A 13888-nucleotide genomic window follows, 5' to 3' on the forward strand; every position below is an offset into this window, starting at 1 on the left:
AAAATGTCAGACTTAATCACTGATTTTCCAGCCTTATTGAACTATTGGGACTTTGACAAGAATATCAAAATAGATGTAGAAAAAATAACAATTACCAGTAAAAAACACATTAACTGGAAATGTCCTACCTGTTCTTATGAATGGAAAGCAAGTACATCAAAATCTTATAAGAATATTCAAAATCATTCAAAAATCTGTCCTGTATGTGAGCTTGGAAAAGTGTTCATAAAAGGGGAAAACTCTATATCTGCAAGGATTCCTAACTTTCTAAGGTACATAAACTTTCATTATGAAAATATAGAAACCATTCAGGAAGAGATTGATAATTTATCTTTTTCTTCAAAGAGGTTATTTCACTTCAAATGTCCTACCTGTCATGTTGGTTGGAAAGATGTAGCAAACACTTCTAAATTAATCAATAAACATAATCAAGAGCTTGTTCATGTCGGATGTAATGAAAGTACACATTTTGTACCTTACACTAAAGCATACCCTAATCTTCGGAAAATTTATCTTCCAGGGGAACAAAACGATGTAGAGTTTAATGATTTGAAGTTAAGTGACAATGTTACAATCCCTAGAAATTGGAAATGCGACAAATGTGACCATATCTTTAAGTTGTCTATTGATCAGCTAATTTCAAGAATCAAAAGATATAGTTTCTATTGTACTAACTGTAAAGCTACATTCGATACCCCAATTAAAGTGAAAGCGAACCCCCTATTACATACAGATAGAAATCTTTTTAAGCAATTTATTCCAACTCATGTAAAAAGTAATATGATTGATAGTTTATCCAACATCTTAGTAAGATGGCAGTGTTTTAAATGTCATGGTCAATATGAATGTAGTGTTGTCAAAAGGCATCTTGAAGGCTGCCCTTATTGTGATAATAAATTGATGTTAAAAGGATATAATACTTTACAAGAAACTCATCCTTATTTAGAGAAATTTTGGGATAAAAGTAATGATAAACCTATTTCTGAATACTGGTATAAGTCTTCTAAATGCATAAATTGGAAATGCCCTTGCTGCAAAGTCAGTTTTTATTGTAGTCCAATTGAAATGATTTTAAGAACCGACTTAGAGAATAGTAATTTTCAAACTTGTCCTAATCGTTGTGATTGGGATACACTTGTTTTTAACAATGATATACTCTATAATTTCCCAAAATTACAGGAAGAATGGAGCGATAAAAATGGATTGCCTGTTCATTTAGCATTGATCCACATCGAAACAAAAAAATATTGGTGGAAGTGTTCTGTTTGTCAAGGTGAATACCTTTGTTCAATTCCAATAAGAAAAGAAGTAATAGATAGCTGTCCATATTGTAATGATGAACAAGCATTAAAAGGTTATAATACAATTGCAGATACTTATCCTGAGTTGTGTGACCTTTGGAGTAGCAAGAATGTAGAAAAACCTGATGAGGTGACGAAATCGTCAGAAACCGAGAACAAAATATTTAATTGGATTTGTGATTGTTGTGATTTAGAATTTCAGGAGAGATTAGGGATTGTTCTAGGTGTGTTTACAAACAATAATTCTAATAGTCTCAATTCTATATGTCCTTACTGTAATAAAAAAATTCCTAAACCAAATGAAACACTAAGCTATGTTAAACCGTACTTAAACAATGAATGGGTAAAAGAACTGAATGGTGATATTGATACCTTCTTTTATAATTCAAATGCTTTAACCAATTGGATTTGTCGAAAATGTCACAGAAGTTTTAAAGCAAAAATTTCTGATCGCCACAAAAACGACCAATGTTGTCCATATTGTTCTTTTAAGAAGACTGCAAAAGGTTATAATGATCTTGAAACAACACATCCTTGGTTAATTAAAGAATGGTCATCATTAAATAAACAAGAAATGTCTTCAGTAAGGGCAAATTCAACATATAATGCATGGTGGAAATGCCCTGTATGTACTGGAGAATATCAGAAAGTTATTAAAGAAAAATTTTACAGAGAAAATTCTTGTCCATACTGTAGAAATCAAAAAGTATTAAAAGGATTTAACGATTTAGCAACAACGCAACAAAGTCTAATGAATGAGTGGGATTATCTAAATAACTCCTTGATAGTAAGTCCAACTGAAATTACAGAGTTGAGTATTCTGCCTGTATGGTGGATATGTCAAGAAAATCTTAATCACCGTTACAAAATTCAAGTAAAAGAAAGAATGGCATACAAAAAACGCAATAAAAGGTCGTGTTCCATTTGCAAAGGCCACAGAAGAAAGCAAGAACACTTTGTACAGTTTGAAAAAATATAGATAAATAAAAACACTCTAAATTTCATTAAATTGATATTAGAGTGTTTTTTTATTGTCAAAATGTACATTTGAAAATTTTTTAGTTTTCACTTAAATAAAGTACATTTTCAACTGAATTGAGAGTAGTAAAAAATTCCAGTGTTCACTTAAATAAAGTACATAATTGAGTATAATTGGCTTAAAAAATTTTTTTGGTTATCCTTTTGATACAAAACAAACCTATATAACCCCTATAACATCTTTCCGAAAAACTATAATTTTCTTGAAAAATATATCTGGCTATGCTATACTACTAGTATAGAAAGATTTGGAGAAAAACATGAAACGCGAGATCTTATTAGAACGGATTGATAAACTCAAACAAGTCATGCCCTGGTACGTTTTGGAATATTACCAATCGAAACTGGCCGTTCCATACAGTTTTACGACCTTGTACGAATACTTAAAGGAATACGATCGATTTTTCACCTGGGTTTTGGAATCTGGTATATCAGATGCTGACACCATGGCCGAGATCCCCTTAGACGTTCTGGAGCACATGACCAAGAAAGACATGGAATCCTTTATTCTTTACTTACGTGAACGCCCTCTGCTCAATGCCAATACAACAAAAAACGGGGTTTCCCAAACAACGATTAACCGCACTTTATCTGCACTTTCTAGCCTTTATAAGTATTTGACCGAGGAAGTTGAAAATGAGCAAGGGGAACCTTATTTCTACCGTAATGTCATGAAGAAGGTTGCTACCAAGAAAAAGAAAGAAACCTTGGCGGCTCGTGCTGAAAATATCAAACAAAAGCTCTTTTTAGGGGATGAAACTGAGGGATTTTTGAATTATATCGATGAGGAATACCCTAAAACACTCTCAAATCGCGCCTTATCTTCCTTTAATAAGAATAAAGAGCGAGATTTAGCCATTATCGCACTCCTTCTTGCATCTGGTGTCCGTTTATCTGAGGCAGTCAACTTGGACCTTCGTGACCTCAATCTTAAGATGATGGTGATTGATGTTACTCGAAAAGGTGGGAAACGTGACTCAGTCAATGTTGCTGCCTTTGCTAAGCCTTATCTGGAGCAATATCTTGCTATTCGAGACAAACGTTACAAGACTGAAAAGACTGATACAGCCCTCTTTCTGACCTTGTATCGAGGTGGTCCAAACCGAATTGATGCTTCTAGCGTTGAAAAGATGGTCGCCAAGTATTCAGAAGACTTCAAAGTCCGCGTGACACCCCATAAACTTCGCCATACATTAGCAACCCGTCTCTATGATGCAACCAAATCACAGGTTTTGGTCAGCCACCAGCTGGGACATGCTAGCACACAAGTTACAGACTTGTATACGCATATCGTTAATGATGAGCAGAAAAATGCCTTGGATAGTTTATAAAATTACATAACGTAAATTATGTAATATATTAGTTTTAAAAAGAGCGATAGATTTTTTGAATGTCTACCGCTCTTTTATACTTTCTATAAAAATTCGATCCAATAATTACGGTGTGGCTCAATAATGACTGGTTTTCCCCAGAATGATTTTAGATAGGCCAAGTTTGCAGGGGTGACAGGTCTTTTTTCACCATTGAACTTCTCTGCACTCTCTTTCGTTAGAAAGCATTTAACAGCTTCATATGGTGTACCATCGCTCGCTATTCGATCAATTCCTAAATAAGCAATTTCATCACCGGCCTTCGGAAAATCTGTAAATAGTTTACCAATAAAATAAACCGTCTTATCTTTCATTAATTCATAAGCTTTACTATTTTCCAATCTATTATTCGCTGCAGCGTACATAATACAAAAGCTATCCACGATATCTTTCAAAGGCATTAATTCTTCTTTGCTAACGATTATTTCCTCAGGAGCAAGACCACCAATGATTAAGTTTTTATAATAAGGTTGCTGGATGATGTTATCTAAAGCCATTCCTAATGGTAGTTGGACAGCTTGATAACCTAATGGTTCTAACTCCTGCTTTTTCTGGTCAAGGTGTTCTTGTGTAATACTGACATTTAAATCGTAAGGACTGGAAGGTTGTTGTTTGCTAAAAAAAGCCACTACTATACGATCTAACTGTTCAAATAGACCAAGATTTTCAACTGGAATTTTCATCATCGAATATGATCCCCTTTTTTGTTCAGATTTCCTCTATATTGTACACTCATGATATTTAATTATCAAGAAAAGAGACTATGTCATAAACGAACTTTCGTTTTATTACGATATCACCTCACCAAGCATAATTTTTCTCACCACAGGTAGCCATTGCTGCTAACAACTCCTCTGGTGTCAGTTTCTTCAAGCCTCCATAGGTTGGATCCTGTACATGTGTATCGGGGTCTAGATAATAGATTGCTGAGATATCCTTACCATCTTCTGTCAATTCATAGCCAACTCCAATCACATTATGTTCCCCACTTTTTCCAGGATAGATTTGAGCTACATTGAAGGTGTAATAGAGAGGATAGCCATCATCAATATCTTTGCGCACGCGTTCTTTAAAGAGTCGGATATCTTCAGAATCTGGACTAGTGTCCGTTACAGTAGTTAGTCGATAACCCGCTTGATTTCCACTTGGTTCTGGATAGCCAAATAGACTCTGATTCAAGACGCGAATGGCATCTCGATTATGAGTCCCATAGGGGTTATAAGTCCCCATTTCCTTAGCTAATTGATGTTGAGAGACGCTAACCCCTCGACTAGCCAGGATCATTTGGACTGTCGCCGGAGCACAGAAATACCATTCTTCTTGAAGTTTTAGAGGAATAGGCAATAATTTTCGGATCCCTTGATTCTCTTTGGACGATGTTTCTTGTTTGACCGATTGAGAAGGTTGCGTATTCTCTTTCAATGAAGCTTGTTCCTCGCTTGAAGATGGCAATGTTTCCTGACCACCGGCTTCCGTATTGCCTTCCTTAATTTTTAATCGCTCTGCTACCTCTGCTGGCATTGGTGGATTAGGTTCTGTACGCTCCTTTGTTTCTACACTGACTCTTGTTGATGAAGCAGATGTGGCCTTACGAGAGCTGGAAGGACTTGTTTTACTTTCTTTTGGTGTCTCTTTACAGCCAGATAAACCAAGAAAAGTCAGAAATACAATGAATAGACAAACTTTTTTCATGATTTTTCTCCTTCAAGAAAACGATCACGAGACTAAATAAAATTAGGATACAGGGATTAGCAAATACACTTTTCCACCTTTACTATACTACAAAATCCTTCGTAAAACAATAATTTCTATGTGAAACTAGTTTCAAAAAAGAGACCCGCTTCTGCGAATCTCTTATGACTTTATTCCACCACTGCTTCAGCAATTTCTTCTGCAGTGATACCTGCAAAGTAACGACCTAGGTTAATAGTTTGAAGGGCTTTGAGGACGTCTTCACGTTCGTATTTAACGCCACGAAGAACCTCTTCTACTGCTGCAACATCTTCAATACCAAAGAAGTCACCGTAGATCTTGATGTCTTGGATTTTTGATTCAATGACATTAGCGAAGATTTCAACCTTACCGCTTGGGAATTTTGTGCCACGACGGACATTGTATTCAGGAGATTTTCCATAGTTCCAATCCCAGGTACCAAACTTGGTTTCCTTGATCCGGTTGATTTCAGCCAATTCTTCATCCGAGAAGACATATTCTGTCATCTCAGGGTATTCTTTCTTCATGTAGTCCAAAAGTAGGTCACGGAACTCTTCCACCGTGATTTTTTCTGGCAACTCATCGATGATATTGGTCACACGAGCACGGACTGATTTAACCCCTTTGGACTCAAACTTGTCTTTAGATACCTTGAGAGCATTAGCAAGGACAGACAAATCCACGTCAAAGAGAAGGCAACCATGGTGCATGATACGTCCGTTGATATAGGCTTGTGCATTCCCACAGAATTTCTTGCCATCAATCTCTAAGTCGTTACGACCAGTAAATTCAGCCTTAACTCCAAGTTGAGCCAAGGTGTTGATCACGGGAGTTGAGAAGCTCTTGAAGTCAAAGGCCTTGTTTTCATCTTCTTTTGAAATGATAGTGTAGTTTAGGTTGTTTAAATCATGGTAAACAGCCCCACCACCACTGATACGACGTACTACTTCAATTCCGTGTTCACGAACGTAATCACGGTTGATTTCTTCGATGGTATTTTGGTGACGACCTACAATGATAGATGGTTTGTTAATCCAAAGCAGGAAAATTTGATCCTCGTCCAAAAGGTGTTTAAAGGCATATTCTTCCAAAGCAATATTAAAAGCAGTATCATTTGAATAATTAATAATGTATTTCATAAGATTCCTTTATATACGATAGAGACTGGTCCAGCATTTGCTGTCCAGCCATTCTATCATTTCAAATATTATTTCTTCTTAGGTGAGTGAACTGCCAAGCCGAGTACATCCGCAAAGGCTTCGTACATCACTTCTGAGAAGGTTGGGTGACCATGAATGGTCTTGAGCATTTCTTCCACAGTGATTTCCATCTCAATGATGGTTGAAGCTTCGTTGATCAATTCAGCTGCTGCTGGACCAATGATATGAACCCCAAGAACTTCACCGTATTTCTTGTCTGCAATAACCTTAACAAAACCTTGAGCTGCATCTGATGCAATCGCACGTCCGTTCGCCGCAAAGTTAAATTTACCGATTTGAACATCGTATTTCTCACGAGCTTGTTCTTCTGTCAAACCAACAGCTGCAACTTCTGGAAGGGTGTAGATGGCTGCAGGAGTCAAGTTCAATTTGGCAACAGCATGATTTCCCTTAAGAGCATTTTCAGCCGCCACTTCACCCATACGGAAGGCAGCGTGAGCCAACATCTTGGTACCGTTAATATCACCTGGCGCATAGATACCTGGAACAGACGTTTCCATGTATTCATTAACCTTGATCCGTCCACGATCCAATTCAAATTCAATATCTCCGATACCTTCAAGATCTGGAACACGCCCGATTGAAAGAAGAGCTTTGTTGGCGATAATATCATCTTTTCCTTCAACTTTGATACGGAGTTTGCCGTCTTCTTCAATGATTTCTTGGAGTTTAGTATCCGTCAAGATGGTCATACCCTTACGTTCAAGGATTAAACGAAGGTTCTTAGATACTTCAGCATCCATAGCTGGAACGATGCGGTCCATCATTTCGATAACCGTAACTTTTGAACCGAAAGTCATGAAGGCTTGACCAAGTTCGATCCCGACAACCCCACCACCGATGATCACGAGGCTTTCTGGTACTTCGTTCATTTCTAGAATATCATCACTGGTCATGACAAGGGATGATTCCATACCTGGAACGTTAATCTTGCTGACTTTTGAACCACCAGCAAGGATGATTTTCTTGGTTTCAAGCAATTCAGAACCATTGACCAAGACATTCTTATCTTTCGTAATGGTACCGATACCCTTATGAACATCAACTCCATAGCTACGAAGAAGTCCTGCAACACCACCAACCAAAGTATTTACGACTTTGTTCTTAGTTTCAAGAACCTTGTCCATATCCACTGTGAAGCTAGGATTGTCAATGATAATCCCACGGTTTGCCGCATGACCGATATTTTCAATGATTTCAGCGTTGTGTAGGTAAGTTTTAGTTGGGATACATCCGCGGTTCAAGCAAGTTCCACCAAGTTCAGATTTTTCAACAAGGGCAACCTTACCACCCAATTGAGCTGCTTTGATAGCAGATACGTAACCAGCAGGACCCCCACCGATCACTACGATATCATAAGCATCATCGCTCTTATTGTCATCATTTGAAGCACTTGCTGCAGCTGGCGCTGGACTCGCTTCTGGTGCTGCTGCTCCAGCTGTTGGGATGTTTTCCCCTTCTTCACCAAGATAACCGATAACTTCCGTAACAGGGACTGTCTCACCGTCCCCTTTTAAGATAGCAATCAAGTAGCCATCTTCTTCAGCTTCCAATTCCATGCTGACTTTATCAGTCATGATTTCAAGGAGCACTTCTCCTTCTTTTACAAATTCGCCGACTTTTTTATTCCACTGAACGATTTGTCCTTCGGTCATATCTACGCCGGCTTTTGGCATAATTACTTCTAAGGCCATTTTATTTCCCTCTTTTTCTTGTTTCTATTCTCTCTCGTTGATTAGACCAACATTGAAATCGGGTCTTCAATCAAGGCTTTCAAGTCTTTCATGAATTTGGCACCAGCCATACCATCGACAACACGGTGGTCAATGGTCAAGCCCAAGCTCATGATTGGACGAATGACGATTTCACCATTAACTACAACTGGTTTTTCAACAGTTGCGCTAACCCCAAGAATGGCAGAGTTTGGTTGGTTGATAATCGGTCCAAAAGATTGAACACCAAACATCCCCAAGTTACTGATGGTAAAAGTTGAATTTTGCAATTCGCTTGGAGCAAGCTTACCATCCAAGGTACGTCCGATAACGTCCTTGAAGGCTACCACCAACTCTGATAAAGTCATCTTTTCTGCATTATAGACAACCGGTGTCATCAGCCCATTGTCCATCCCAACCGCCATAGCCAAGTTGACATAGTTGTGAGTGATGATGGTTTTGCCATCTTCCGTCAATGACGCATTGATGTATGGGTGTTTCATCAAAGTCTTAACAACTGCAAGTGAAAGCAAATCTGTTACAGTGACTTTCTTGCCAGTTGCTTCCATGATTGGATCCAATACCTTCTTACGAAGTGCCAACATTTGAGACATATCGACGTCATAGTTCAACGTAAAGGTTGGTGCTGTCAAGTAAGATTCCACCATCCGTTGAGCAATCACCTTACGCATTGGTGTCATCGGAATTCGCTCGATTTCACCATAAGGTGTTACATTATCAGGAGCCTCTTCCACCTTCTCAATTTGAGCAGGTGACTTAATGGTATCCTTCTCAATATTCTCAGGAAGGAAAGCAAGGACATCCTTCTTCATGATCTTGCCACGATGACCAGTTCCTTGGATTTCTTGCCAAGCAATATTGTGTTCTAAAGCAATTCGTTTTGCAAGTGGTGAAATGCGAACCACATTTGTGTCTTTATATGTTTCCACGTCTTCTTTGTGGACACGACCGTTTGCGCCTGAACCAGAAACATCATAGAGGTTGATCCCTAGATCATCCGCTAATTTTCTAGCCGCAGGAGTCGCTCTTAGCTTATCATCAGCCATGACCTCTCCTATTCTATTATAAGATACTAAGGGCGTCAAAAGTCACAGTGAAAATAGGAAACTTGACGAAGAAACTTTAGTTTCTAGGAGAGTTTATCTTTTTCACACAGACTTTAGCCCGAGTTCAATTTTATGATGCAAAGGGCGTTTAAAAGCGACCGAAAAATAGGAAATCAACGCAGACTTCGATGAAGTCAAGGAGATTTATCTTTTTTCCGAGCTTTTAGCCCGTGCTCTAATCTAAGATATCAAGGACGCAGAGAACTTTGCATCAATAGATACAAAGTTTCTTCGTCTGATTTAATAGATACTACATAATTTAAATTATGTCTTATTCTTTATTATACGTTTTACGAATAGCATCTTTGATGCTTTCAACTGTTGGAATCATTGCATTTTCAAGGTTTTGTGCGTAAGGCATTGGCACATCTTCCCCCGCACAACGGCGGATTGGTGCATCCAAGTAATCAAATGCTTCTGATTCAGAGATAATAGCTGAAATTTCACCAATATAGCCACTTGTCTTGTGGGCATCATTGACAAGAACTACTTTTCCTGTTTTCTTGACAGAATTAATGATGATCTCTTTATCGAGTGGGACCAAGGTACGTGGGTCTACTACTTCTACTGAGATGCCTTCTTCTGCCAATTCTTCAGCAGCTTGCATCACGCGACGAAGCATTTTTCCGTAGGTTACGACAGTGACATCAGTACCTTCGCGTTTGATTTCTCCGACACCAAGTGGAATCGTGTAGTCTGGATCAACTGGCACTTCACCTTTTTGGTTGAATTCTGATTTGTACTCAAGAATGATAACGGGGTTGTTATCACGGATAGATGACTTGAGAAGACCCTTCATATCCGCTGGCGTACCAGGAGCAACAACTTTCAAACCAGGAATATGAGTAAACCATGATTCCAAAGATTGGGAGTGTTGAGCTGCAGATCCAACTCCATTACCAGCAGCACAGCGAATGGTCATCGGCACTTGACCTTTACCACCAAACATGTAGCGAGTTTTAGCAGCTTGGTTGACAATAGCATCCATGGCAATTACTGAGAAATCCATGAAGGTCATATCAACGATTGGGCGAAGTCCGGTCATGGCTGCACCTGCTGCTGCACCTGAAATCGCAGCCTCAGAAATCGGACAGTCACGGACACGTTCTGGACCGAATTCCTCCAGCATCCCTACAGAAGTACCGAAGTCTCCACCGAACACTCCGACATCTTCTCCCATCAACAATACATTTTCGTCGCGACGCATTTCCTCAGACATAGCAAGGATAATGGTATCGCGGAAAGACATTAATTTAGTTTCCATAATTCTCTACTCCCCCTTAGTCTGCGTAAATATCTTCGAAAGCTGATTCGAGTGGAGGGAATGGGCTTTCTTCCGCAAATTTCACTGAAGCTTCAACTGCTTCTTTTACTTCTTCTTGGATCTGATCCAATTCTTCTGCGCTCGCAATCTCATTTTCAAGGAGATACTTGCGAAGGTTTTCGATTGGATCTTTCTTCTTCCACTCTTCGACTTCTTCACGGGTCCGGTATTTACCAGGGTCAGATGAAGAGTGACCAAGCCAACGGTAAGTGACACTTTCAATCAAGACAGGGCCTTTACCAGAGCGGACGTGATCGACTGCCTTCTTAAATCCTTCATAGACATCAATAACGTTGTTCCCATCAGGAATAAACATTCCAGGAATGCCATAAGCAGCGCTACGCTCATGGATATGCTTCACATTGGTCATTTTCTTGATGTCAGCAGAGATTCCATAACCGTTATTGATACAGTAGAAAATTACTGGAAGATTCCAAATAGAAGCCATATTCACCGCTTCGTGGAAAACACCTTCGTTGGTTGCGCCGTCCCCAAAGAAGCAGACGACAATCTTACCAGTCTTTTTCATTTGTTGTGTAAGGGCAGCACCTACTGCAATCCCCATACCACCACCAACGATCCCGTTGGCACCAAGGTTACCGGCATCCAGGTCAGCAATATGCATAGAGCCACCTTTCCCTTTACAAGTACCCGTATACTTACCAAGGATCTCAGCCATCATGCCATTCAAATCGATTCCCTTAGCGATAGCTTGTCCGTGACCACGGTGGTTAGATGTCAGCAAATCATCATCGTTCAAAGCCAACATAGCTCCAACATTGGCTGCTTCTTCCCCAACAGAAAAGTGCGTCATACCTGGCACTTTCCCTTTTTTTACTAACTGTGCAATTTTTAAGTCCATGCGACGGATTTCTTCCATTTTACGGAACATTTCCAATAAGAGACTTTTATCTAATGTTGCCATCTTTTCGCCCTTCTTAACATTTATTCATTCATTTTTATTCTAGCCAAAAATGAAAGCACTGTCAAAAATAATGCTCAAATGATTTCACAAACTATATACCTTGGGGGGAGGTTTTATAAGCATTTTCAACTTCAAATAAAATATTTCACAAACTTTTCTTTCATGGGATCGCATTAAAAAATAAAAAACCGATAGGATCCTATCCTACCGGTCATCATCTTATGATTGGCGTTGACCAAAGTCATGAATCATTTGTTCCAATACTTCACGACTAGGTGTAGTAAGCATATAGAGGTAATCTCCCTGAAGTTCCGCAAAGGCCGCTGGCATGTCTTTCTTGACACGGAATTGATCATTGTATTTAGCCAAAACTTCTTCCTCTGACAGAGTATAAGCTGCATTGGCACGACGAGAAGTTGCCAAGCAATAAAGGGGCTCAAACTCAGAAGCTGGGAAAGGTTCTCCTGCTACGATGGCAGCATAGCCACGGTACAAATCAATTGAGTGAGCATAGTTGTAGACATCAATGGTAAAGCCACCTGCAGGACGATTGTTGTACTCGATCGCAATATAGTCATCCCCATCGCGGAAGAACTCAATGTGGAAGAAACGTTCCTTCATGCCAAAGGCCTTGACAATGGCTTCCCCGTATTGACGCAATTTTGGATCCATCTCTTTAAGGACATAATAAGAGTTGTCCATCTTGTAGAGCATCAAATCGAGTGGCGTATAAGCATAGTCAAAAGTCGTTGAAAAGACAATGTTGCCATCGCGATCGACCAGACCATCAAAGGTACAAATCTCGCTAGAAGTGACGAATTTCTCAAAGAAGTACTCTGTATGGCCATCCCACTCAGCCTTGAAATGGTCCACATCTTCTGGCGTTTCGATCTTGAAGGTTGCTGCTGCTCCCACTCCATTATCAGGCTTAGCAATCAATGGCAACCCAATCTTCTTCACAGCCTTATCAATGTCTTTTTCTGTTTTAACTACTGCACCAGGTACGACTGGGACTCCAGCCTTCTTGAAGAGTTTCTTCATTTCTGATTTGAACTTGGTTTTCTTCAGATCTTTTGGCTTAGCGCCGAATACATTGAATTGCTCCCGAAGCGCCGCATCCAATTCCAACCAGTACTCATTGTGGGATTCGATACGGTCGATTGGACCATGTTTGTAAAAGAGAAAGGCTACCGCACGCTTCACTTCATCCAGATTTTCCAAATTTTCAACACGGAAATATTCTGTTAAGCTGTTGCGCAAAGACTCATCTAACTGTTCATATGGCTCTTGACCAATTCCCAAGACAGTGATCCCTTTATTAGCCAACTCGATTGTAAATTGTTGGAAGTTTTGTGGGTAATATGGTGAAATAACGATATAATTCATTGAGGTCTCCTCCCTTTTTACTTATAGATGCATTTGGTCTAGGAAATAAGGCATTTGTTTGCGCCACCATTCCCAATCGTGGGCGACATCATGTCCCCATTCAGCGAACCATGCAGGAATATTTTTGTGATCAAAGGCTTCTTTCAGTTTGTAGAAAGATGGAAGTCCATCTTGTTCCCAAGCCCCTAAACCAGTACAAACAACGATTTCCGCCTGACGGTAACGATCGATAAACCAGCCATCATTTTGGTTCCAAATATAATCAGATGGCGAGTTTTGGTAAATGGCTTCATCGCCTCCAAAGTCACCAACGAAGAAACGAGCGTCATAGACACCACTCAAAGCAATCACTTTGTTGAAGACATCTGGATGTTGCAAGAAGAAATTGAGCGCGTGGTAGGCTCCCATAGAGCAACCAGTTGTCATCATTGGATCAAACCAGCCTGTTTTGTGTTTGATAAAAGGAATGGCTTCTTCAATCACATAGCGTTCATACGCTCGGTGCATTTCGGCACGATCGTGAGGATTCTTCCAGTTACAAAGCCAGCTATCACTATCCACACTAGAAAGGGTAAAGAATTGAACCCGTCCTTCTTCAAAAAACTGAGCACAAGCATCAATCATACCAAAGTCATAGTACTCGTTATGGCTTCCACCTGATGAAGCGAAGACCACAACAGGAATACCAGCATGTCCATAGCGGTTCAGATACATTTCACGGTTGAGTTGGCCACTCCAGTGGCTTAAATGTTCAATATTCATAAGTTTCCTC

At 39.6% G+C, this 13888-nt stretch carries 11 protein-coding genes; 2 read left to right on the forward strand and 9 right to left on the reverse strand.

Features of this window, described 5'->3' with window-relative positions; genetic code table 11:
• The first annotated feature begins 3 nt into the window (after window positions 1-3).
• Together HMPREF1195_RS02780 and xerS are read left to right on the forward strand one after the other, a co-directional pair.
• Entirely contained in the window at window positions 4-2280 is a 2277-nt protein-coding gene (locus HMPREF1195_RS02780; RefSeq protein WP_023918151.1) for a zinc-ribbon domain-containing protein, read from the forward strand.
• Window positions 2281-2599: 319 nt separating this feature from the next.
• Window positions 2600-3670 (forward strand): tyrosine recombinase XerS, encoded by a 1071-nt coding sequence (xerS, locus tag HMPREF1195_RS02785; protein ID WP_023918153.1) that lies wholly within the window; start codon window positions 2600-2602, stop codon window positions 3668-3670.
• 83 nt (window positions 3671-3753) lie between these two features.
• Here the strand turns inward: xerS and HMPREF1195_RS02790 are convergent, their stop codons facing one another.
• From HMPREF1195_RS02790 to HMPREF1195_RS02830, 9 genes are all read right to left on the reverse strand, one after another.
• Window positions 3754-4395, reverse strand: a complete 642-nt coding sequence (locus tag HMPREF1195_RS02790; protein ID WP_023918155.1) for a hypothetical protein — start codon at window positions 4393-4395, stop codon at window positions 3754-3756.
• Window positions 4396-4510: 115 nt separating this feature from the next.
• Window positions 4511-5401, reverse strand: coding sequence for a C39 family peptidase (locus HMPREF1195_RS02795; RefSeq protein ID WP_023918157.1), 891 nt, complete (start codon window positions 5399-5401; stop codon window positions 4511-4513).
• Between the two features lie 170 nt (window positions 5402-5571).
• On the reverse strand, window positions 5572-6561 hold the full coding sequence (locus tag HMPREF1195_RS02800; RefSeq protein WP_003001407.1) for a lipoate--protein ligase: 990 nt from the start codon (window positions 6559-6561) through the stop codon (window positions 5572-5574).
• Window positions 6562-6629: 68 nt separating this feature from the next.
• The gene (lpdA, locus tag HMPREF1195_RS02805) at window positions 6630-8336 is read right to left on the reverse strand and encodes a dihydrolipoyl dehydrogenase (RefSeq protein WP_023918159.1); all 1707 of its coding nucleotides are present in this window, start codon (window positions 8334-8336) and stop codon (window positions 6630-6632) included.
• A 41-nt stretch (window positions 8337-8377) separates the two neighbouring features.
• Window positions 8378-9421 (reverse strand): dihydrolipoamide acetyltransferase, encoded by a 1044-nt coding sequence (locus HMPREF1195_RS02810; RefSeq protein WP_023918161.1) that lies wholly within the window; start codon window positions 9419-9421, stop codon window positions 8378-8380.
• A gap of 331 nt (window positions 9422-9752) precedes the next feature.
• The gene (locus HMPREF1195_RS02815) at window positions 9753-10745 is read right to left on the reverse strand and encodes an alpha-ketoacid dehydrogenase subunit beta (protein WP_003011072.1); all 993 of its coding nucleotides are present in this window, start codon (window positions 10743-10745) and stop codon (window positions 9753-9755) included.
• Between the two features lie 16 nt (window positions 10746-10761).
• On the reverse strand, window positions 10762-11730 hold the full coding sequence (locus HMPREF1195_RS02820; RefSeq protein WP_023918163.1) for a thiamine pyrophosphate-dependent dehydrogenase E1 component subunit alpha: 969 nt from the start codon (window positions 11728-11730) through the stop codon (window positions 10762-10764).
• 219 nt (window positions 11731-11949) lie between these two features.
• A complete protein-coding gene (locus HMPREF1195_RS02825; RefSeq protein WP_023918164.1) occupies window positions 11950-13116 on the reverse strand; it encodes an ATP-grasp domain-containing protein in 1167 nt (388 codons plus the stop codon).
• A gap of 21 nt (window positions 13117-13137) precedes the next feature.
• Window positions 13138-13878: an esterase family protein gene (locus tag HMPREF1195_RS02830; RefSeq protein WP_023918165.1), complete on the reverse strand. Its 741-nt coding sequence runs from the start codon at window positions 13876-13878 to the stop codon at window positions 13138-13140.
• Window positions 13879-13888 lie beyond the last annotated feature (10 nt).

It is taken from the genome of Streptococcus parasanguinis CC87K (assembly GCF_000507765.1).
Classification (GTDB): Bacteria; Bacillota; Bacilli; order Lactobacillales; family Streptococcaceae; genus Streptococcus; species Streptococcus parasanguinis_J.

Coding starts and splice junctions, on each gene's coding strand:
- HMPREF1195_RS02780 (WP_023918151.1), top strand. CDS start 4: ATGTCAGACTTAATCACTGATTTTCCAGCCTTATTGAACTATTGGGAC.
- xerS (WP_023918153.1), top strand. CDS start 2,600: ATGAAACGCGAGATCTTATTAGAACGGATTGATAAACTCAAACAAGTC.
- HMPREF1195_RS02790 (WP_023918155.1), bottom strand. CDS start 4,395: ATGATGAAAATTCCAGTTGAAAATCTTGGTCTATTTGAACAGTTAGAT.
- HMPREF1195_RS02795 (WP_023918157.1), bottom strand. CDS start 5,401: ATGAAAAAAGTTTGTCTATTCATTGTATTTCTGACTTTTCTTGGTTTA.
- HMPREF1195_RS02800 (WP_003001407.1), bottom strand. CDS start 6,561: ATGAAATACATTATTAATTATTCAAATGATACTGCTTTTAATATTGCT.
- lpdA (WP_023918159.1), bottom strand. CDS start 8,336: ATGGCCTTAGAAGTAATTATGCCAAAAGCCGGCGTAGATATGACCGAA.
- HMPREF1195_RS02810 (WP_023918161.1), bottom strand. CDS start 9,421: ATGGCTGATGATAAGCTAAGAGCGACTCCTGCGGCTAGAAAATTAGCG.
- HMPREF1195_RS02815 (WP_003011072.1), bottom strand. CDS start 10,745: ATGGAAACTAAATTAATGTCTTTCCGCGATACCATTATCCTTGCTATG.
- HMPREF1195_RS02820 (WP_023918163.1), bottom strand. CDS start 11,730: ATGGCAACATTAGATAAAAGTCTCTTATTGGAAATGTTCCGTAAAATG.
- HMPREF1195_RS02825 (WP_023918164.1), bottom strand. CDS start 13,116: ATGAATTATATCGTTATTTCACCATATTACCCACAAAACTTCCAACAA.
- HMPREF1195_RS02830 (WP_023918165.1), bottom strand. CDS start 13,878: ATGAATATTGAACATTTAAGCCACTGGAGTGGCCAACTCAACCGTGAA.